Origin of the sequence: Nocardia anocheti (assembly GCF_029675105.1) — a bacterium.
GTDB lineage: Bacteria > Actinomycetota > Actinomycetes > Mycobacteriales > Mycobacteriaceae > Nocardia.
The window spans coordinates 298,863-318,867 of record NZ_JAQQFV010000008.1 but is presented as its reverse complement, the minus strand read 5'-3'; the positions used below and the strand labels follow the sequence as shown (position 1 = coordinate 318,867).

23 protein-coding genes are annotated in these 20,005 nt (G+C 67.9%); 11 read left to right on the top strand and 12 right to left on the bottom strand.

Annotated elements, in window-relative coordinates:
* Positions 1-226: 226 nt before the first annotated feature.
* The 8 genes from QC180_RS22550 to QC180_RS22520 all read right to left on the bottom strand — a co-directional run bounded on the left by QC180_RS22550 (position 227) and on the right by QC180_RS22520 (position 5,350).
* Entirely contained in the window at positions 227-541 is a 315-nt protein-coding gene (locus tag QC180_RS22550) for a hypothetical protein (protein WP_278264782.1), read from the bottom strand.
* A gap of 21 nt (positions 542-562) precedes the next feature.
* The gene (locus tag QC180_RS30390) at positions 563-1,096 is read right to left on the bottom strand and encodes a polymorphic toxin type 37 domain-containing protein (RefSeq protein ID WP_474646513.1); all 534 of its coding nucleotides are present in this window, start codon (positions 1,094-1,096) and stop codon (positions 563-565) included.
* Between the two features lie 38 nt (positions 1,097-1,134).
* A complete protein-coding gene (locus QC180_RS22545) occupies positions 1,135-1,560 on the bottom strand; it encodes a hypothetical protein (protein ID WP_278264781.1) in 426 nt (141 codons plus the stop codon).
* Between the two features lie 217 nt (positions 1,561-1,777).
* Positions 1,778-2,536, bottom strand: a complete 759-nt coding sequence (locus QC180_RS22540; RefSeq protein ID WP_278264780.1) for an ESX secretion-associated protein EspG — start codon at positions 2,534-2,536, stop codon at positions 1,778-1,780.
* Entirely contained in the window at positions 2,533-3,582 is a 1,050-nt protein-coding gene (locus QC180_RS22535) for a hypothetical protein (protein WP_278264779.1), read from the bottom strand. Before QC180_RS22535 ends, QC180_RS22540 begins: the two co-directional genes overlap by 4 nt.
* Positions 3,583-3,896: 314 nt before the next feature.
* Positions 3,897-4,286, bottom strand: a complete 390-nt coding sequence (locus tag QC180_RS22530) for a hypothetical protein (RefSeq protein WP_278264778.1) — start codon at positions 4,284-4,286, stop codon at positions 3,897-3,899.
* A gap of 31 nt (positions 4,287-4,317) precedes the next feature.
* Positions 4,318-4,842 (bottom strand): DUF3558 domain-containing protein, encoded by a 525-nt coding sequence (locus QC180_RS22525; RefSeq protein WP_278264777.1) that lies wholly within the window; start codon positions 4,840-4,842, stop codon positions 4,318-4,320.
* Positions 4,843-4,924: 82 nt separating this feature from the next.
* The gene (locus QC180_RS22520) at positions 4,925-5,350 is read right to left on the bottom strand and encodes an HIT family protein (RefSeq protein ID WP_278264776.1); all 426 of its coding nucleotides are present in this window, start codon (positions 5,348-5,350) and stop codon (positions 4,925-4,927) included.
* 42 nt (positions 5,351-5,392) lie between these two features.
* Between QC180_RS22520 and QC180_RS22515 the strand changes: the two genes are divergently transcribed.
* On the top strand, positions 5,393-5,818 hold the full coding sequence (locus QC180_RS22515) for a hypothetical protein (RefSeq protein ID WP_278264775.1): 426 nt from the start codon (positions 5,393-5,395) through the stop codon (positions 5,816-5,818).
* 2 nt (positions 5,819-5,820) lie between these two features.
* On the opposite strand, the gene QC180_RS22510 is transcribed toward QC180_RS22515, so the two are convergent.
* Complete coding sequence (locus QC180_RS22510; RefSeq protein ID WP_278264774.1) at positions 5,821-6,198, bottom strand: PH domain-containing protein; 378 nt, start codon at positions 6,196-6,198, stop codon at positions 5,821-5,823.
* 60 nt (positions 6,199-6,258) lie between these two features.
* On the opposite strand from QC180_RS22510, the gene purD reads away from it, so the two are divergent.
* Positions 6,259-7,533, top strand: a complete 1,275-nt coding sequence (gene purD / locus QC180_RS22505) for a phosphoribosylamine--glycine ligase (RefSeq protein ID WP_278264773.1) — start codon at positions 6,259-6,261, stop codon at positions 7,531-7,533.
* A gap of 17 nt (positions 7,534-7,550) precedes the next feature.
* Here purD and QC180_RS22500 read toward each other — a convergent pair whose 3' ends face one another.
* The gene (locus QC180_RS22500; RefSeq protein WP_278264772.1) at positions 7,551-8,669 is read right to left on the bottom strand and encodes a M23 family metallopeptidase; all 1,119 of its coding nucleotides are present in this window, start codon (positions 8,667-8,669) and stop codon (positions 7,551-7,553) included.
* 175 nt (positions 8,670-8,844) lie between these two features.
* On the opposite strand from QC180_RS22500, the gene QC180_RS22495 reads away from it, so the two are divergent.
* The 7 genes from QC180_RS22495 (at position 8,845) to QC180_RS22465 (ending at position 17,254) form a co-directional block, all read left to right on the top strand.
* Entirely contained in the window at positions 8,845-10,005 is a 1,161-nt protein-coding gene (locus QC180_RS22495; RefSeq protein WP_278264771.1) for a pyridoxal phosphate-dependent aminotransferase, read from the top strand.
* A 157-nt stretch (positions 10,006-10,162) separates the two neighbouring features.
* Positions 10,163-10,816: a TetR/AcrR family transcriptional regulator gene (locus QC180_RS22490; protein ID WP_278264770.1), complete on the top strand. Its 654-nt coding sequence runs from the start codon at positions 10,163-10,165 to the stop codon at positions 10,814-10,816.
* Between the two features lie 6 nt (positions 10,817-10,822).
* Complete coding sequence (purB, locus tag QC180_RS22485; protein WP_278264769.1) at positions 10,823-12,244, top strand: adenylosuccinate lyase; 1,422 nt, start codon at positions 10,823-10,825, stop codon at positions 12,242-12,244.
* A gap of 84 nt (positions 12,245-12,328) precedes the next feature.
* Positions 12,329-12,751 carry an HIT family protein gene (locus QC180_RS22480; protein WP_278264768.1) on the top strand — a complete coding sequence of 141 codons (423 nt, stop codon included), beginning with the start codon at positions 12,329-12,331 and terminating at the stop codon, positions 12,749-12,751.
* Between the two features lie 164 nt (positions 12,752-12,915).
* Complete coding sequence (locus tag QC180_RS22475; protein ID WP_278264767.1) at positions 12,916-13,848, top strand: alpha/beta hydrolase; 933 nt, start codon at positions 12,916-12,918, stop codon at positions 13,846-13,848.
* Between the two features lie 102 nt (positions 13,849-13,950).
* Positions 13,951-15,036: a Gfo/Idh/MocA family protein gene (locus QC180_RS22470; protein WP_278264766.1), complete on the top strand. Its 1,086-nt coding sequence runs from the start codon at positions 13,951-13,953 to the stop codon at positions 15,034-15,036.
* Between the two features lie 67 nt (positions 15,037-15,103).
* A complete protein-coding gene (locus QC180_RS22465; protein ID WP_278264765.1) occupies positions 15,104-17,254 on the top strand; it encodes a S9 family peptidase in 2,151 nt (716 codons plus the stop codon).
* A gap of 9 nt (positions 17,255-17,263) precedes the next feature.
* Here the strand turns inward: QC180_RS22465 and QC180_RS22460 are convergent, their stop codons facing one another.
* Positions 17,264-17,644, bottom strand: coding sequence for a VOC family protein (locus tag QC180_RS22460; protein ID WP_278264764.1), 381 nt, complete (start codon positions 17,642-17,644; stop codon positions 17,264-17,266).
* A gap of 112 nt (positions 17,645-17,756) precedes the next feature.
* Between QC180_RS22460 and QC180_RS22455 the strand changes: the two genes are divergently transcribed.
* A complete protein-coding gene (locus tag QC180_RS22455) occupies positions 17,757-18,749 on the top strand; it encodes an Lrp/AsnC family transcriptional regulator (protein WP_278264763.1) in 993 nt (330 codons plus the stop codon).
* A 20-nt stretch (positions 18,750-18,769) separates the two neighbouring features.
* Here the strand turns inward: QC180_RS22455 and QC180_RS22450 are convergent, their stop codons facing one another.
* On the bottom strand, positions 18,770-19,213 hold the full coding sequence (locus QC180_RS22450; RefSeq protein ID WP_278264762.1) for a MarR family winged helix-turn-helix transcriptional regulator: 444 nt from the start codon (positions 19,211-19,213) through the stop codon (positions 18,770-18,772).
* 140 nt (positions 19,214-19,353) lie between these two features.
* Between QC180_RS22450 and QC180_RS22445 the strand changes: the two genes are divergently transcribed.
* Positions 19,354-20,001 (top strand): nitroreductase family protein, encoded by a 648-nt coding sequence (locus QC180_RS22445; RefSeq protein ID WP_278264761.1) that lies wholly within the window; start codon positions 19,354-19,356, stop codon positions 19,999-20,001.
* The last annotated feature ends 4 nt before the right edge of the window (positions 20,002-20,005 follow it).

The window sequence follows — 20,005 nt, the reverse complement described above, 5'->3', positions numbered from 1 at the left end:
CTTGGTGCTACGTCGAGGAAACGACCACGCTGTTGGCAGCACAGGCGCCATTGCTGTGGCGCTGAGCCCCGGCGCCCAGTCTCGTCGCGATCAGAAGAAGGCCCACGACGATATACCGCAAAACTGCCGCTGAAGTGGCTCAAGTCATCAACAGGTTGGCCGGGCTGATGTGGGAAACTGCCGAAGCAGCCGAGCTCCGGACAGTAGCTGGCGGGTACCCTGCTTCTTAACTATCAACGCGGCCGAAGACTGGCTCGTGCCAATACTTTTGTGGGTCGTGGAACCACTCGCTGACTTGGGCATTGTCGAGTTTTCGTAGCTGCGCCATCTCTATGTCATACCGGCGAAAGAGGGCCAAAATCTCGCGTAACGAGTCATCGTCAACAGGTGTTTTAACCGCTATGTCCAACGTGCGGAGTTGGCCGCCTACGGAGTGAACTGCTCGGATCTTACCCAGCCAGTCGAAAAACGCCGCTTCGTCGCCAGGAGAGTGATACCAGACGTCGATAGCCTTCAAAATTACCGTATCCAAATCGTTCATTTAAGTCCGATACCCTCTCTGTTACTGCGCCGGCCTGACATTGCGGTATCCTCCTTTTGGAAACTGTACATCCCAGTGGGGTCCGCCGTGTGCCCCACCTCCCTTTCCGGTCGGGACCCAAACATTTCCGTCTGCATCTTCCCAGCCGTGACCGCGGCCATTTGGATTCGGCACCCATCTGTCACCTCCCTTGGGGGCCACAAACCCTTCTGCGTCTCCTGGTCTACCTGGGGCTTTGGGTCCATCCGGGTCATAGGCGTTGGCGGGAGGCTTGTAGTTCGAGTTGAACGTCGCATCTCCCGCTATGGAGAGGATTGTGAGCCCAGTTATGGTAGCGAGCGTACCAGTGGCGACTGCGGTGGTGCTGAACCCTATCCCCGCAAGCGCTCCGAGGAATGTCCCGATTACACCTGCGATAGATGTGGCTGCGCTCTCAAGGGCGGGCCCCTCGACGCTCGCCGCGCGCGGGTTGCGAATCCATACAAGAGTTGTTGCGATAACAACCGAAGCGACAACCAGTGTTGCGGCTACCTGAGTATTTATGTCCGAGCGCATTTGAACTACGGCAGCGTGATGGCTTGTCGTCGACTTCGTTAGATCGCAAACACTGTGCGGTTCTCGCTGAACGCCTTCCACGCCTGTGCTGCACGTTCGAGTTTGCTCGTGTCGGCGTCGGGGATCTCTCCGCCAGCCACTTTGTTGGTTATTTTCTCGTATAGTTCAGGAAATTCCGACTCCAGGCCGTTTCCATTATCGCGCGACGATGCTACGCCGGTAACTATCCCGGCGCCGTAGGGTAATTCGCTGGGAATGGTGTACGGACACGCCGGTCCGGTTCCCTTATTTGGGTCCCTGTTCGCTGCATAGTTTGAGCATTCCCAATTGTATCCAGAGGCTACGAGAATGTCCGCGAAGTGTTGGAGCGCTCTGGCGAACGCTGTTGCCGCTGTGGTCAGGGCGCCCGCACGTTCGTCATAGTTGGTCGACCATGCCTTCGCTGCTTGATAGCTACCGGCCATCCCGCGTCGTCCCCAGCTTTCCGGAGTTGCGGGGTAACCGCATCTCGTCGGAATGTCCCTCGGCAGGTGAGCGCCCAGTGCGGCAAATCAACCAACGATCCTGCGGCAGATCGGCCAGGTAGGTGGCTGAGAGCCTGCCCGCGATTGGCCACCAAGGACTGCGGTGTCGAGTGGTGCGATCTCGACACCGCCTTGACGGTAATGGCCTCGGATCTGTTCAGTACCAGGTTGATTGGGTGGCGGGGCGGGTGGCTTGGTCTATGAGGGATTGGAGTTCGGCGGCCAGGTGGTCGGGGGTGGTGGGGGTGGCTCGGACTCGTTCTTCCTCGTGGATGAGGTAGCGGCCGTCGTCGGTGTAGTCGATGATCTGGAGGCGGGTGCCGCCTTCCTTCCAGCCGTCGAGGGCGGGGCCGGTGTCTACGCGGAATTCGGCGTAGGTGCGGAAGGGGCGGGTGAGGAAGGATTTGGCTTGCTCGCCGGGGGAGCGGTGGCGGGCGTAGGGGTCGGGGGTGGCGGTGAGTTCGTCGCGGTGGACGTTGAAGCCGCCGGTGGTGCCAGGTGGGACCTTGGGGAGGATGGCGATCAGGCGGTTGACGACGGCGGTCGCGGGGCGCAGGTAGATGAGGATGTTGCCGCCCTTGCCGTATTCCTCGCCGGGGATCTGCGCGGCGACGACACCGGTGTTGGACTCGGTGGCGCCGCACGCGCGGATCATGCGGGTGCGGCCGTCGAAGCGGTGGCCGAACAGTTCCACGCGCAGGTCGGGATGGGCCAGGGCGTGCAGGGCGTGATAGAGCGACTCGTCGGTGCCGATCTTGGCGATCAGGGAATCGGCGGCTCGACGGCACTGCTGGTCGAATTCGACCTGGGTTTCCACGCCGGAGGTGAACACCAGCGGCCACGGCATGCGGTCGCGGCCGAGCGTTTCCCAGGCGACCCAGAATTCGAACGGGGTCAGCTCCCAGGAGTCGGTCATGCGTCGCCGCCGATCACCGGCGGGACGTGGAGGCGGTCGGGGCCGAGGAGTTCCTCGTGGATGCCGCGCAGGTAGTCGGGGGCCGAGTGCTCGTTCTCGTCGTCCTTGCCGCCGCCGCGCCCGCCGGGGGCGCCCATGCCACCCATACCGGTCATGCCGTTGCGGCCGCCAGCCGCGCCGCCTGCGGTGCCAGCCGTGCCGCCCGCGTTCGGGGAGCCGGGGGTGCCCGCGGTCGGGGTGCCGGGGGTGCCGCCGGGAGTGCCGCCACCGGGGCTGCCGCCGCCCGGGCTGCCACCGCCGGGGGTCAGGCCGCTCGGGGTGGTGCCTGCGGGGACGGTGCCCGGGTTGGTGGTGGTGGGGGTTTCGGGGGTGGTGGTGGCGGGCTGGGTGGTCGACGGGTTCGTGTCGTCGTCGGTGGTGTCGTCGTCGCTCGGGTCGTCGGTCGAGGGGTCCTCGGTGGTGGGGTCCTCCGTGGTGGGGTCCTCGGTCGTGGGGTTCGTCGTGGTGGGTTTGGTGCTGTTCTGGTTGTTGTTGTTCTGGTTGCCGGTGGGCTTGTTCTTGGTGCCGTCGTCCGGCTTGTCCTTGTCGGTGGATGGGTCGGCCGGGAGCGGGACCTTGGGGACCTGGGTGTCGGATTGTTCGGCGACCGGTTTGTAGACGGTCTTCATGACCTCGCGGGCGGCGTCCTGGGCGGCCTCCGAGCGGGCGTTGCTGGCCGCGTCGATGATGAGCCCGGTGCCCGGGGAGAGGACGGAGGCGACGATGCCCAGCTTGGATTTGCTCTGATCATCAGATGGGTGCGGTACGGAGTATTTGACCTGCTGGAGTCCGGAACGGGCCTCTTCCATCTTGTTCGCGATCAGCTGGGCGGCCTGCTCCACCTTGTTGACCTCGGCGAGGTAGCTCTTGGTGCTGGCCAGGGCCTGGCTGGCTGCGCTGCCCGACCAGCCGCGCTCCAGTTCTTTCGCGATGTCGTCGTGGAAGCTTTGACCTTTGGTGGCGGTGTCTGAGGCGAGCGTGGTCCAGCCGTTGATGGCTGTGCCCATCTTTTCCATGCTGATCGAATTGACGAACGTCATGATCCGCGAATGCGACATGTCGGTGAAGTCTTCCATCGCGGGTGGGACAACCTGGTCGGCGTAGTCGCCCGTGAAGCCGTTCGCCAGAGTCTTGTTGTCGGCATAGATCCGGGTACGTTCGTTGTTCCCGTCCTCTTGAGCCTTCCGCTCCGTATCGGTCTGTTCGACATCCGAATCGAACAGTGAACCGACACGATCGGCCAGTGTGGGGACAAACGTGCTCGGATTGCTCAGGCCAGTGATGAAACTTGCGAATGACATTGTGATTCTTCCCCCGAAAATCAGTCGAGCTGGTTGGTCTGCTGCTTGATAGCGAGTTGTGTTGCCTCGTCGCAGGCCTCGTAGGCGGCGCCAGCTTTACGGTACATCTCGGCCATCTGGGTCAGGATCTCGATGTGCGTGGTGGCGGCGTCCAGGTACGAGCCGGTTCCTGGGCCGCCTTCCGCCAGCGTGGCGAACTTCGCTGCGAGCTTCTCAGCGGAGTCGAGATCTCCGAACGAATCGGCGTTGACCATCCGCTGTGTGCGGAAGGACAAGGCCTGAAGGTCCGCGATGTATGCTTCGCATCTCGCCGCGCAGCGCGCTGCCGCCCCTTGCTCGATGATCAGTTCGCCTGACTCGGCTTTTCCGGCCAGTGACTTGAACTGGTCGGCCACCTTGTTCTCTGCCATCGCCCAGGTCTCCTCAGAAGCTCAGTTATTTCTATCGGGGAATTTCTTCCAGAAAATGGGGAGCGGCCGCGTGGACAATTGCACACGGGTCGACGGTCGACTTATTGTCGACGAACTTGGTTGCAACCACGATCGCCCGTCCTTGGTTGGCCGTATCGAATGCGATCTCGCACTGGTTCGGTGGTGTTCTTTCGCCGGGGGTGTATTGAACGGCTTGACGGTCGCCGACAGTTACGTCCTTGAAGTCGTGGAAATAAGTATTCGACCGAATCTCTTCCATCGTGTAGATGGTTGACTCGAAGGTGATGAAGTATCCGTCACCTCGCCAGGCGCATGCTTTCCATTCGGCTCGCGGGACTGAGAACACGTTGTCGTCCTTCTTTGCTGGATCGAGCCCCGCCGCCAACAGCACACTGTCCGGCGTAGCGCACGGATCGAACAACTGCTCCTTGGTCAACGGCGCCCCACTCGCTTCCGGCTGCCCATCGACCTCCTTCGAGCACCCCACGAGCGCGAGGACCGCGCACCCCGCGGCGGCCAAGCCGACCAGTCGCATCTTTGTCTCCTTGTTCCGCACGACACCCACTCGATCTCTATAGACGCATCCGCTGACGATTCGGTTCCCTCGGGTTCGAGGGTCAGTCGGGGACGTTGGTTCCGTAGCCCAGGTCGCGGAGGGCGGTTTTGATCTTGGATTGGGCTTCGTCGAGGGATTCGGGGGTGGGGGAGGGGTCGGCGCCGGAGATGTCGAAGTCGCCCATGGTGTAGGCGGGGAAGACGTGGGTGTGCAGGTGGGGGACTTCCAGGCCCGCGATGAGCAGGCCCGCGCGGGGGGCGTCGAAGGCGGCGCGGACGGCCTGGCCGACTTTCTGGGCGACGCCGGTCATGCGGGCCATGACCTCGGGGTCGATGTCCTGCCACTGGTCGAGTTCCGCGCGGGGGACGATGAGGGTGTGGCCCTGCGTGACGGGGGCGATGGTGAGGAAGCCGACGAACTCGTCGTCGGACCAGACGAACCGCCCGGGCAGCTGGCCTGCGATGATCGCGCTGAAAACGGATGCCATACGGGCGAGCCTAGCTCTTGCCCAGGCAGGGAGGAACCGGCTGTGGTGCAGGTGGGTACGGGGCTGGACCCGGTCAGCGCACGGTGGATTCGCGGGTGGCTCTGGCTGGGGTTCGTGGTGATTCCGGTGCTGGTCGTCGTGGTGTGGGTGGTGCAGTTGACCACCGTGACGCTGCCGGTCGTCGGGCAGTTGGTGTGGGTGGTGCCGTTGACGGCGGCGCTGATGGCCGTGCCCGCGCTCGGGGCGGCGCTGTGGGTGCGCGGGTCGGGCGGGCGGCGGCCGCGGTGGTGGCCGGTGGTCGCCGCGGCGAGTGTGTTCGCCCAGGTGGTGCTCGGGCTGCTCGTTCCGCGCGCGGCGGAGTTCCCGGACGGCGTCGGGCCGTGGTTTCCGGCGGTGCCGATGGGTGCGGTGCTCTGGCTGCTGGCCGTGCTGCTCGCCGTGGCGGCGATGCGGGCGGCGCGGCGCTGAGCTCAGATGGCGACGAAGTGGGACAGGATGCCCTGCACCTCGTAGATGTCGACCTGGCGGTTGAAGCGCTGTTTGAGCGGTTCCTGGCTGCTGCCGACCCAGATGTAGAGCTCGGCGTCGAGGTCGAAGGTGCCCGCGGTCTCCACCGCGAAGCGGGTGATGGAGCGGTACGGGATGCTGTGGTAGCTCACCTTGCGACCGGTGACGCCCTGCTTGTCGACCATGATCAGGCGGCGGTTGGTGAACAGCATCGCGTCGCGGACCAGCAGGAACGCCGAATACACTTGCTCGCCTTGGCCGAAGAGCTTCGCGTACTCCTGTTGTGCGGCAGCGGGGTCGACGCGACCCGCGTTGCCCATCATTCCGTCGAGCAGTCCCATGATGGTGTCCCCTTCGCCCCGATGACTCTTGGCTCCATTGTGCTCGATTAATCTGTCTGCGTGCGCGTACTCGTCATCGGTTCCGGAGCCCGTGAACATGCCCTCGTCCTGGCGCTGCGCCGGGATCCCTCGGTGACGGCGGTGATCGCGGCCCCCGGCAACCCGGGGATCGGCCAGCACGCCGAACTGCGCGCGGTCGATCCGTGCTCGGCCGAGGCCGTGGTGGCGCTCGCCACCGACGTGGCCGCCGACCTGGTGGTGATCGGGCCCGAGGTGCCGCTGGTGCTCGGGATCGCCGACGCGGTGCGCGCGGCCGGGTTTCCGGTGTTCGGCCCGTCGGCCGACGCGGCGCGGATCGAAGGGTCCAAGGCGTTCGCCAAGGACGTGATGGCGGCCGCGGGCGTGCGGACCGCGCACAGCGAGATCGTGGACAACCCGGCCGAGCTCGACGCCGCGCTGGACCGCTTCGGCCCGACCTGGGTGGTCAAGGACGACGGTCTGGCCGCGGGCAAGGGCGTGGTGGTGACCGCCGACCGCGCGGCCGCGCGCGAGCACGGTGCCGAGCTGCTCGAGCAGGGACATCCGGTGCTGCTGGAGTCGTTCCTGGACGGGCCGGAGGTGTCGCTGTTCTGCCTGGTCGACGGGGAGACGGTGGTGCCGCTGCTGCCCGCGCAGGACCACAAGCGCGTCGGCGACGGTGATTCCGGACCCAACACCGGTGGCATGGGCGCCTACACGCCGCTGCCGTGGCTGCCCGCCGAGACGCTCACCGAGATCGTCGAGGACGTGGTGAAACCCGTTGCGGCCGAGCTGGTCCGCCGGGGTAGCGCGTTCTCCGGACTGCTGTACGCGGGGCTGGCGATCGGGACCAACGGTCCGGCCGTGGTCGAATTCAACTGCCGCTTCGGTGATCCCGAGACCCAGGCCGTGCTGGCGCTGCTCGACAGCCCGTTCGCCGAACTGCTGCACGCCACCGCGACCGGTCGGCTGGCCGAGGTCGAGGCGCCGCGCTGGAAGGACGGCGCCGCGATCACCGTGGTGCTGGCCGCCGAGAACTATCCGGCGCGGCCGCGCACCGGTGACGTCATCAGCGGTGCCGAGGACAGCGCGCTCGAGGGCGAGACCTTGGTCATGCACGCGGGTACCGCCCTGCGCGAGGACAAGTCGCTGGTCTCGGCGGGGGGCCGGGTGCTGAACGTGGTCGGTGTCGGCGCCGATCTGGCCGAAGCCCGCGAACGCGCCTACGCCCGCCTGTCCCAGATCAAGCTGCCGGGCAGCCACTTCCGCACCGATATCGGCGCCACCGAGGTGGTCGTGCCGGAGCGCGCGAAGTAGGTCGACATCGACCACGGTCAGGTCAGGCTGAGTCCGTGCAGGGCGAGCCAGGCCTGGGGGTCGACGTGCTGGCCGTTCTGGACGATCTCGAAGTGCAGGTGGGGGCCGGTGGAGTCGCCGCGGTTGCCGATGCGCGCGATCTGCATGCCCGCGGGGACGCGTTCGCCGGGGGAGACGATGAAGTCGTACATGTGGCCGTAGATGCTGATGGTGCCGTCGTCGTGTTTGATGCGGACCCACAGGCCGAAGCCCTGGGCGGGGCCCGCCTCGATGACGGTGCCGTCGGCGACGGCGTAGATCGGGCTGCCGATGGGGGCGGCGATGTCGATGCCGCGGTGCATGGTGCCCCAGCGTGAGCCGAAACCCGAGGTGAACGCGCCCTTGGCGGGGAGGCTGAAACCGCCGGTCGAGGGGGTCGAGCCGGGCACGAGCACGCCCGGGACCACCGGTGCGCGCTCGCCCATCCACGGCTGCCACTCACCGGAGGCCGCGGCGGCCGCTTCGGCCTTGGCGCGTTCGAGGGTGGCCAGGGTGGCCGCGGCGACGACGCCCGCCTCGCGGCGCTTCTCGCCCTTGGCGATGGCGGCGAGCATGCGGGCCGCCGACTGCGGGTTGGGTGGGACCTGCGGGGGATAGGCGATCGCCACGCGCTGGGCCTCGCCCGGTGAGGGTGGGTACTGGGTGAGTGCGTCACCGAGGTGGCCGTCGGCCGCGGCGAACAGGGCGACCGCCGCCATTCCGGCGATCAGTACCCGACGCTCGATCAGCACGTGACGCAACCGGTCCGGGGTGGGTCGCTGTGCCCACAGCGCCTCGACGCGCGCCTTGGGGCGCTGCCAGAACACCTTGCCCACCTCGCCGCGGCGCAGTTCGCCCGTGACGGGGTATCGGGCCGCCCAGGTGGAGAAGCGCTCCGTCACACCGGCTTTCGCGGGCTGCTCGGTGCGCCAGTTCGCGGGGAGGAGACGGCCGTTGACCAGGGCGGGACGTGATGTCCTCCGGCTCTCGGACGACGGTCGCGCGGCATCGTCGGACGTGGACAGGTCGGCGGACACCGTCGGTTCGTCCTCGGCGATGTCGGCGCGCGGGGACGGGTCCTCCGCGCCTCGCCGCCCGGCTCTGAGCAACGACCTCATCGCACATCACCGCCCGGCCCGCACGCACTCACCGTCGATGTCCGCATATCGCCCCCGCGCCCCGCTCCCGACACGGCCCCCAGGGGCCGTGCCGGTGGCTGCGTATTCGCTGTCGAAGCCATTGTGCCGACCATATCTGTGAACGCGCGCAATCGGGTGCTCTACCGTCTGTCGAGTGTCCAGAGAATCGCGCCGGTCGACCATTCCCCCTTTCTACGTGATGGATGTGTGGAAAGCGGCAGCCGAACGCGCCCGGTCGCACGGAGATGTGCTGGTCCTGGCGGCGGGGCAGCCCTCCACCCAGGCACCGGCGCCGGTGTTGCGCGCCACCAGGGCCGCGATCGATCACGAGTTGCTGGGCTACACCGAGACCTTCGGCATCCTGCCGTTGCGCGAGGCCATCGCGGGCCATCACAGCGAGACCTACGGCTACGACGTGCATCCGGACGAGGTCGTGGTGACCACCGGCTCCTCCGGTGCGTTCACGCTGATCTTCCTGGCGGCCTTCGACGCGGGCGACACGGTGGTGGTGGCCCGCCCGGGCTATCCCGCTTACCGCAACACGCTGACGGCGCTGGGCTGCCGTGTCGTCGAACTCGACTGCGGCCCGCAGACCCGTTTCCAGCCGACCGTCGCCATGCTCGAGGCGCTGCCGGAACCGCCCGCCGGTCTGGTGGTCGCGAGCCCGGCCAACCCCACCGGCACCATGATCGACCCGGCCGAACTCGCCGCGCTGGCACGCTGGTGCGAGCGGCACGGCACGCTGCTGATCTCCGACGAGATCTATCACGGCATCACCTACGGCGCGAGCACGCCGACCGCCTCGGCCTGGGAGTTCTCCCGCGACGCGGTGGTGATCGGCTCGGTGTCGAAGTACTTCTCGATGACCGGCTGGCGACTCGGCTGGATGCTGGCCCCGGCCGACCTGCGCCCGGCGCTGCAACGCCTGGCCTCCAATATGACCGTGTGCCCGCCCGCCATCTCCCAGTACGCGGCGGTGCACGCCTTCGGCCCGGAGGCCAAGGACGAACTCGACGGACACGTGCGCCGCTACGCCACCAACCGCGCGCTGCTGCTCGAAGGTTTGCCCGCGCTCGGCATCACCGACCTGGCCCCCGCCGACGGCGCCTTCTACGCCTACGCCGACATCACCCACCTGACCGACGACTCGCGCGCCTGGTGCGCCGAGGTGCTGGCCGAGACCGGCGTCGCACTGGCGCCCGGACTCGATTTCGACACCGTGCACGGCGACCGAACAGTCCGGTTCTCCTTCGCCGGTGCCACCGACGACATCGCCGCAGCGCTGGACCGGTTGGGACGCTTCCTGAAGTACTGACCAGTTCGTCTGTCAACAGTGATGTGCGACAACAACTTTCCCTAGTACGAACACTTCGGTGCCAGGATGCGGTAAAAATCAGTTATCCCGATTTCCCAGCGTTTCCCCGATGACGATTGCGCACGGTTGAACTGATGATGACTGGCACGATGGCACGGTGACCACCGCAACGACCCCCAAAGGCGAACGACGTCGCCAGGCACTGGTGGCGGCGGCGGCTGAACTCCTGCTCGAAGGTGGCTTCGATGCGGTGCGACATCGGTCGGTGGCGTCGCGGGCCGATCTTCCGCTCGCCTCGACCACCTACTACTTCGAGTCCCTGGAAGATCTGATCGCCCGCGCCGTCGAGTTCAGCGGCGCGATCGAGCTGGACGCGATGCGCCGTCGCGTCGGCGAGGTGAGTCACCGCAGGCGCGGCGCCGAGGCGACCGTCGACCTGGTGCTCGACCTCCTCGTCGGGCCCGACGACAGCGATCTCGACGCGCGCGGTCAGCTGATCGCCCGCTACGAACGCTCCGTCGCCTCCGCCCGGCACCCCGAATTACGCGAGGTCCAGCTCCGACTACGCACCCAGCTCGAAGAACTGCTCGCCGACGTGCTGCGCCGCTCCGACCGAGTGGTGCGCCCCGAGCAGTTGCGCAGACTCGTCGCCGTGGTCGACAGCGCGGTCGTCGGCGCGCTGATCGAAGGACAATCCGAGCCCCGCCGCCCCGCCAGGGCCGGTCTGCTGGAGATGATCGACATCGTCGCCCCGCCCGTGGTCCCGAACCTGATGCCCCAGCAGCCCGAGCGGGTGCGGCAACTAGACTGAGCGTTCGTGACCCTCGTCCCGAATGTCCTCGCCACCCGATACGCCAGCCCGGAGCTCGTCGCGCTCTGGTCGCCCGAGAACAAGATCGTGCTCGAGCGCAGGCTGTGGCTGGAGGTGTTGCGGGCCCAGAGTGAGCTGGGGATCGAGGTTCCGGCGGGGGTGATCGAGGACTACGAGCGGGTCATCGACCACGTGGATCTCGCGTCTATCGCCGAGCGCGAGCGGGTGACCCGCCACGACGTGAAGGCGCGCATCGAGGAGTTCAACGCGCTGGCCGGGCACGAGCACGTGCACAAGGGCATGACCAGCCGCGACCTCACCGAGAACGTCGAGCAGCTGCAGGTGCGCCTGTCGCTCGAGCACGTCTACAAGCACGGCGTCGCCATCGCGGCGCGGCTGGGCGAGCGGGCCGCCGAGTACCAGACGCTGGTGATGGCCGGGCGCTCGCACAATGTCGCCGCGCAGGCCACCACGCTGGGCAAGCGCTTCGCCTCCGCCGCCGACGAGGTGCTCGTCGCGCTGACCCGGCTGCGCGAGCTGATCGAGCGCTACCCGCTGCGCGGGATCAAGGGCCCGATGGGCACCGCCCAGGACATGCTCGACCTGCTCGACGGTGACGCGGGCAAACTCGCCGCGCTCGAGCGCCAGGTGGCGACCCATCTCGGGTTCGCGTCGGTGTTCACCAGCGTCGGCCAGGTGTATCCGCGCTCGCTGGACTTCGATGTGCTCTCGGCGCTGGTGCAGCTGGGCGCGGGCCCGTCGTCGTTCGCGCACACGATTCGGCTGATGGCCGGGCACGAGCTGGTCACCGAGGGTTTCCAGCCGGGTCAGGTGGGCTCCTCGGCCATGCCGCACAAGATGAACACCCGCTCCTGCGAGCGCGTCAACGGCCTGCAGGTGGTGCTGCGCGGCTACGCCTCGATGGCGGCCGAGCTCTCGGGCGCGCAGTGGAACGAGGGTGACGTGTTCTGCTCGGTGGTGCGCCGCGTCGCACTGCCGGACGCCTTCTTCGCCATCGACGGCATGATGGAGACCTTCCTGACCGTGCTCGCCGAATTCGGTGCCTACCCGGCGGTGGTCGCGCGCGAGCTCGACCGCTACCTGCCGTTCCTGGCCACCACCCGCATCCTCATGGCGGCGGTGCGCGCGGGCGTCGGGCGCGAGACCGCGCACGAGGTCATCAAGGAGCACGCCGTGGCGGTGGCGCTGGCCATGCGCGAGCAGGGCCGCGAGCCTGACCTGCTGGATCGCCTGGCCGCCGACGACCGGATGCCGCTGGATCGCGCCGGACTCGACGCCGCGCTGGCCGACAAGTCGGCGTTCATCGGCGCGGCCGCGGACCAGGTGTCCGAGGTGGTCGCGCAGGTGCAGAAGCTGGTCGAGGCCAACCCCGAGGCCGCGCGCTACACGCCGTCGCCGATTCTCTGAGCCGTCGTGCGGACGAGCCCGCCGCTGTCGCCGCTGAGGCGTCGGTGGCGGGGGTTCGTGCGCGGGTTTCGGTACCGTACCGGCGTGAATCCGTACACGATTTTCGCTGACATCATCGCCGGTCGCGCGCCGTCCTCGAACGTCTACGAGGACGATGAGGTGTTGGCGTTCATGGACATTCGCCCTGTGACACCCGGCCATGTGCTCGTGGTGCCCAAGGCGGTCGCGCCGAGTCTGGCCGATCTCGATCCGGCCCTGGGCGGCAAGCTGTTCCAGGTCGGCCAGCGGATCGCGGCTGCCCTGCGTGACAGCGAAGTCGCCGCCGACGGCGTGAATTTCTTTCTCGCCGACGGCGTCACGGCCGGGCAGGAGATCTTCCACGTGCACCTGCACGTGATCCCACGCCGCCCCGGTGACGGCTTCGGGTTGCGCGCGCGCCCGAGTTCGCCCGCCCGCGCCGATCTCGACTATCTCGCTGGCTCGATTCGCGGCGCACTCGCCCGCTGACCTGCGATTTCGGGCGAACCGGTCATTACAAACCGCGAAGTTTGCTGAAGAAACGCCCGAAACGCCGAATGCTGTGACTTCCCCCACTCATGGGTTACCTTGGACTGTCATTGGCATGCGGTAATGGAGGGTGGGACGTGCGTCGTACAGGTGTTGCTGCTTCAGTGCTGGCTTTCGCCATCGCGTTGATCGGACCGGCGGTGGTGCACCCCGCACCCGCCGGTGCGGCGCAGATCGTCGGGGTGAACGAGCTCAGCCCCACCCGCACGGCCATCACGGTGACCTCGCCCGCGATGGGGCGCAATGTCGATCTCCAGGTTCTGCATCCGGCCGGTGGCGGTTCGCGCGGCACGTACTACCTGCTCGACGGGCTCGACCCGGGTATCGGTCAGAGCACCTGGACCAATGCCACCGACGCCGAGGCGTTCTTCCGTGGCAAGAACGTCAATGTGGTGCTGCCGATGGGCGGTCAGGCCAGTTACTACACCGACTGGATCGCCGACGACCCGCGTTTCGGCCGGTACAAGTGGGAAACCTTCCTCACCCAGGAACTGCCCGGCCTGATCGACGGCCAGTTCAACGGCAACGGCGTCAACGGCATCGGCGGCCTGTCGATGGGCGGCAACGCCGCCTACATCCTGGCCGCCCGGCACCCCGGTCTCTACCGCGCGGTCGCCGGATACAGCGCGTGTCCCGACAGTGCGATGGCGGCGGCGGCGATCATGTTCTCGATCGCCAATCGCGGCGGCAATCCGGTGAACATGTGGGGCGCGCCCGGCAGCCCGGACTGGGCCGCCCACGATCCGGCGCTGATGGTCGAGGGGCTGCGCGGCAAGGCGCTGTACCTGTCGACCGGCACCGGCATCCCCGGCCCGCACGAGGCCGAGATCAAGCCGCAGCTGGCGGAGAACATCTTCCTCGGTGGTCCGATCGAACTGGGCGTGAACACCTGCATGGTCGCCTTCGATCAGCGGCTGCGGGCCGCGGGGATCGGCGCCAAGATCGACTACCACCCGGTCGGCACCCACTCCTGGTCCTACTGGCAGGACGCGCTGCACGCCTCCTGGCCGGTCATCGGCGGGGCGCTGGGCGCCTGAGACCGCTCGAACGGCCCGGTTCCCCCGCGGAGCCGGGCCGTCGTCTGTTCGGGGCGGAAATTCCCTTGATATCGAAACTGGTGGTTTCCTATGCTGCCGCCCGTGCTGAACAGAGAAGAAGGCCCCGTGCGCCTCGGCGTGGTCGGGCTGGGGATGGGCGCCTTCCTGGGCACCTGGTGTCGCCGTCTCGGGATGGACGTGGTGGCCGCCTGCGACCGTGACCCCATCCGGCGCGCCGAGGCGGCCGAGCACCTGCCGGGTGTCGCCCTGGTCGACGAGTGGGAGGCCCTGCTGGGGCTCGACCTCGACGGCGTCGTCCTCGCCAACGACTTCGACGAACACGCGCCCCTGGCCATCACCTTCCTCGATCGCGGTGTCCACGTGCTCTCCGAAGCCGCGGCCTGCGCCGACGAGTGGCAGGCGGCGGCGCTGCTGGCGGCCGAGCGACGTTCCCCGGCGAGCTATTCGTTCGCCGAGAACTACGTCTTCCACCCGCATGTCGAGCTGATCCGGCAGGCGGTGGCGGCGGGTGAGGTCGGCCGGGTGACCTCGATCGAGGCCGACTACCTGCACGGCATGTCCCCCGACGACGTCACCGCCCTGATCGGCGACCCCGGCCACTGGCGCGGCCGCATCGCGTCCACCGCGTACTGCACCCACACCCTGTCTCCGATCCTCGCCCTGACCGGCGAACTGCCGGTCGAGGTGACCGCCTTCCCGGTAGACACCGCCGATGCCAGGTCCGCCGTGGTCATGCTGGTCCGGCTCAGCGGCGGCGGGCTGGCGATCTCCCGGCACGGCTTCCTCCAGGGTGAGCCGGACAGTCATTGGAGTTGGGTGTCGGTGCGTGGCAGCGAGGGGTTGGCCGAATCGGTGCGGGCGCCGGGTGCGCGCGCCTGGTCGGTGCGGGTCCGTCGGGAGGACTGGACCGGCGACGCCAGGGACGAGGAGCGCGAACCGCCGCGTTCGACGCTGCCGGACGGAACCCCGATCGACCCGGAGGCTGTCGGCACCGTGCGGATCCTCGAGGGGTTCCGCGCGAGTATCGAGCGCGGTGCGGCACCGCTGGTGCCGGTGGGTCCGGCGGTCGCGGCGTCGCTGGTCGGCGTCGCGGGGGCGCGCTCGCTGCGGGAGGGTTCGCGTCCGGTGCCGATGCCACCTCTGCGCTTCGAGCCGGTGCCCGGCTGAACCGGGACGGGCGGTGACCGGGTGAGTTGGCGGGCCGCGCGGGAGTGCGGCGGCTACGGTGGAGCGCATGGCTGGCGAGAATGTTGAGTCGGTGTCGGCGCCGATCGCGAAGAAAGTACCCACCGAACGGGTGCATCACGGCGATACCTTCGTCGACGAGTACGAGTGGCTGCGGGACAAGGAATCCCCCGAGGTCATCACGTACCTGGAGGCCGAGAACGCCTACACCGAGGCGCGGACCGGGCAGTTGCAGCCGCTGCGGGACAAGATCTTCGACGAGATCAAGGCGCGCACCCAGGAGACCGACCTGTCGGTGCCGACCCGACTGGGCGAGTACTGGTACTACTCGCGCAGCTTCGAGGGCAAGCAGTACGGCGTGCATTGCCGCTGTCCGATCGACGCCGACGCCGAGGGCATCGACGCGTGGACCCCGCCGCAGCTCGAGGTCGACACCGTGATCGAGGGCGAGGAAATGCTGCTCGACAGCAATGTGCTCGCCGAGGGTCTGGACTTCTTCGCGCTCGGCGCGTTCTCGCTCAGCCACGACGGCAAACTGCTGGCGTACTCCGTCGACAGCACCGGTGACGAGCGCTACACCCTGCGGATCAAGGACCTGACCACCGGCGAACTGCTGCCCGACGAGATCGCGGGCGCGGCGCCGGGGGCCACCTGGTCGCTGGACGGCACGCACATCTTCTATCAGACCGTCGACGAGTCGTGGCGGCCCGACACCGTGTGGCGCCACCGCATCGGCACCGGCTCCGACGCCGATGTGACGGTCTTCCACGAGCCCGACGAGCGCTACTGGGTCAGCGTGGGCGCCACCCGCTCCGAGAAGTACCTGATGATCTGGCTCGGTTCCAAGATCACCACCGAGGGCTGGGTGCTCGAGTCCGACAACCCCGAGGGCGAGTTCCGGGTGCTGCTCGAGCGCCGCGAGGGTGTGGAGTACTCGGCCGAGCACGCGGTGATCGGCGGCCAGGACCGCTTCCTGATCCTGCACAACGACGTGGTCGACGGTGTGAAGGCGGAGAACTTCGTCCTCGCCGAGGCACCCGCCACCGACCCCTCGGACATGACCATCCTGATCGGGCACCGCGAGGACGTCCGACTCGAGGACATCGACGCCTTCGCCGACCACCTGGTGCTCGGCTACCGGCGCGACGCGCTGCCGCGCATCTCGGTCTGGCCGCTCACCGCCGACGGCTACGGCGAACTCACCGAACTCGACTTCGGCCTCGAATTGTTCGCCGCCGGTGCGGGTTCGAGCCCGGAGTGGGAGCAGCCGACGCTGCGCGTGGGCGTCACCTCGTTCATCACCCCGATGCAGGTGTTCGACTACGTGCCCGCCACCGGCGAGCTGCTGCTGCGCAAGGAACAGCCGGTGCTCGGCGGCTACGACGCGAACGACTATGAACAGCACCGTGATTGGGCGGTGGCGCACGACGGCACCCGCATCCCGATCTCGATCATCAAGCGCCGCGGGCTGCCCGAGGGGCCGAAGCCGATGCTGCTCTACGGCTACGGGTCCTACGAGGCCAGCATCGACCCGTCGTTCTCGGTGTCGCGGCTGTCGCTGCTCGATCGCGGCATGGTGTTCGCGGTGGCGCATGTGCGCGGTGGCGGTGAGATGGGCAGGCTCTGGTACGAGCACGGCAAGACGCTGCAGAAGAAGAACACCTTCACCGACTTCGTCTCCTGCGCACAGCATCTCATCGACACCGGCGCCACCGCCGCCGACCGGCTCATCGCCGACGGCGGCAGCGCGGGCGGCCTGCTGATGGGCGCGGTGGCCAACCTGGCGCCGGAGCTGTTCACCGGCATCCTGGCCAATGTGCCCTTCGTCGACCCGCTCACCTCGATCCTGGACCCGTCGCTGCCACTGACGGTGATCGAATGGGACGAGTGGGGAAACCCGTTGGCGGACAAGGACGTCTACGAGTACATGAAGTCGTACTCGCCCTACGAGAACGTCGAGGCCAAGGACTACCCGGCCATCCTCGCCATCACCAGCCTCAACGACACCCGCGTGCTCTATGTGGAACCGGCCAAGTGGGTCGCCAAGCTGCGCGCCACCAAGACCGGTGACAGCGAACTGCTGCTCAAGACGGAGATGACCGCGGGCCACGGCGGGGTGAGCGGGCGCTACGAGAAGTGGAAGGAAGTCGGCTTCGAGTACGCCTGGGTGCTGGACCGGGTCGGCCTGGCCGACGCCTGATCGGCCCGTTCAGGAGCGCACGGCCTCGGCCGACTCGATCATGGTCTCGATGACCAGCTGCTGGATCTGCACCACGACGCCGTCCGGATCGGTGACGCGCAGGCTGCGCCCGAAGTCCTCGTCGTGCAGGGTGACGGCGTACCCGTCGCCGGTGAGCCGGGCGGCCACGTCCTCGAGCGGTTCGTCGGTGGCCAGGTTCAGTTCGGTGGTGCCGGGCGGCTTGCCCTTCGACACCGCCGCGTCGTGGATGCCGAGCGCGCCCGCGCCCGCCTCGAGCTGCGCCCACACCGGCACGCTGAGGTCCGGCCGGAAGGTCAGGCCGAGACCCGCGTAGAACGCGCGGGTCGCCTCGACATCGGCGACGTAGCGAATGGGGAGAACGGTCAGCATTTCCTGGCTCCTTCGGATCGGGGACTGACCTCAGCATCGGCGCTCCGGTGCGGGATCGGACACTAAGATCGGATGAGGTTTTCCGAATCCGACATCCGATGGGCCGAACATCATGGAATCCGTCAACCTCGACGACCTGGATCGCCGGTTGATCCATGCCCTGCAGATCGACGGTCGCGCGCCCTTCCGTCGCATCGCCGACGTGCTCGGTGTCTCCGAGCGCACGATCGCGCGGCGCTATCAGCGGTTGCGTTCGCGTCTGGTACTGCGCGTCGTCGGGCGGGTGGACAGTGCCAGGGCCGGGCTGGTCGACACGGTGGTGCTGATCCGCTGCGCCCCGGGTGCCGACGAGCAGTTGGCCGCCGCGCTCTCGCGCCGTCCCGATACCTCGTGGGTCGCGCTGATGGCGGGCGGGCAAGAGCTCACCGGCATCTTCGCCACTCCGGTCGGCACCGATCTGACCGGCGCGCTGTCCAGGCTGCCCGATATCCGCGCCTTCTCGGCCCACACTGTCCTTCGCTATGTCGCGGGTACGGAGGGTTGGTCGGGGCGGACGAACGCGCTGACCCGCGCCGAGCAGGTCGCGCTCGCTCCGCCCGACAGCGAAGTGGAACCGGAAGTGGCACAGGCTGAATGGACAGACCGCGATGTGGTTCTCGCCGACGAACTGGCCCTCGACGGGCGGGCCGACCTGCATCGACTGGCCGCCAGGACCGGGTGGTCGGAGCCGACAGTCCGGCGCAGGCTCGCGGGGTGGCGGGCCGCGGGCGTCCTGGCGTTCGAGGTCGAGATCGATCCCGCGCTGTTCGGTCATGCCGAGGAGGCTCTGGTGTGGCTGGCGGTGGCCCCGGCGGGCCTGCGTGAGGTGCTCGACACCCTGCGAGCCCATCCCGGCGTCGCTTTCGCGGCGACCGTCACGGGGTCCTGGTCGGTGTTCGTGATCCTCGAACTGCCCAGCGCGACAAGGCTGCACGACTTCCTCACCGTCGATCTGGCCGCGCTGCCCGCCATTACGCGGGTCGAGACCGCGCTGATCCGGCGGCGCACCAAACGGGCCGGGCCGCTGCTCGTCGCCGCCACCGCACGAGCGGGTCGGGGGCGGTGATGTCGGGCCCTTTCTCGTTGTCAGGCAGGGGTTTCCGGGGAGAGTAGTTTGCCGAGCAGCGCGGTGAGCGTGCGGCGTTCGGTGGGGGTGAGTGCGGCGAAAGCCTCGTCCAGGAAGTCGGGCGTGGACTGTTCCGCTTCGGCGAGCCGCGCACGGCCCGCGTCGGTCAGGGTGACGGCGTAGGAGCGGCGGTCCTGTGGATTGCGTTCGCGCCGAACGTATCCCGACTGTTCGAGGTCGTCGCAGACGTTCACCATCACACTGCGGTCGATGCGCAGTTCGACCGCGAGCTGCTGCTGTGAGCAGGCACCGACCTCGGCGAGCATCTTGAGCACCAGGTGCTGGCCGACGCCGAGCCCCTGCGCGTTCGCGTGCGCTTCGCCCGCGCGAGCCACGGCGGTCGAGGCCCGGCACAGGGCGATGTCGGGGCGTTCGGCGGCGAGGCGGGGGAAGTAGGTCGACATGGCGCTCCTCGATCGGGTGCGTCCATTAAATCATCTGTGCGCAGATTGTTTGACGGTAGACGATCTGGGCTCTACGGTCAGATCATCTGAGCGCAGATAGTTTGGCCACAGACGATCAAGTTCGTCCACCAGGAGAGCGCATGACCCTCGATCTGACCCCTGACCAGCTGTTGTCCACCACCAGGGCGGTGCGCAAGCGGCTCGACTTCGACCGTCCGGTGCCTCGCGAACTGATCGAGCAGTGCGTCGACCTGGCCACCCAGGCGCCGACCGGGCGCAATCGGCAGCGCTGGCATTTCCTGGTGGTCACCGACGATCGGCGCCGACGCGAGCTCGCCGACCTCTTCCGGCGGGCACTGACGCTGGGCGAAGCCGCACCGCTGACGGCCAGGGACCACGAGCGGATGCGCGTCGATCCCGGCTCCACCGACCGGGTCTTCGACGGTTTGCGCTACCTGGCCGACAATATCCACCGGGTACCCGCGTTCGTGATCCCGGCGGTCGAGGGGCGCACCGACCGCGCCTCGGTGGAGGTCCAGGCGGGGACGTGGGGCTCGATCCTGCCCGCGGTGTGGAGCTTCATGCTGGCCGCGCGGGCGCGCGGGCTCGGCACGGTGTGGACCACCGCGCAAGCGCCGCTGGAACGTGAACTCGCCGCGATCCTCGGCGTCCCGTACGAGAAGGTGATGCTGGCGGCCTTCCTGCCGCTGGCCTTCACGCGCGGCACGGATTTCAAGCCCGCGGTCCGGGTGCCCCGCGAGGAGGTGCTGCACTGGCAGAGATGGTGAGACG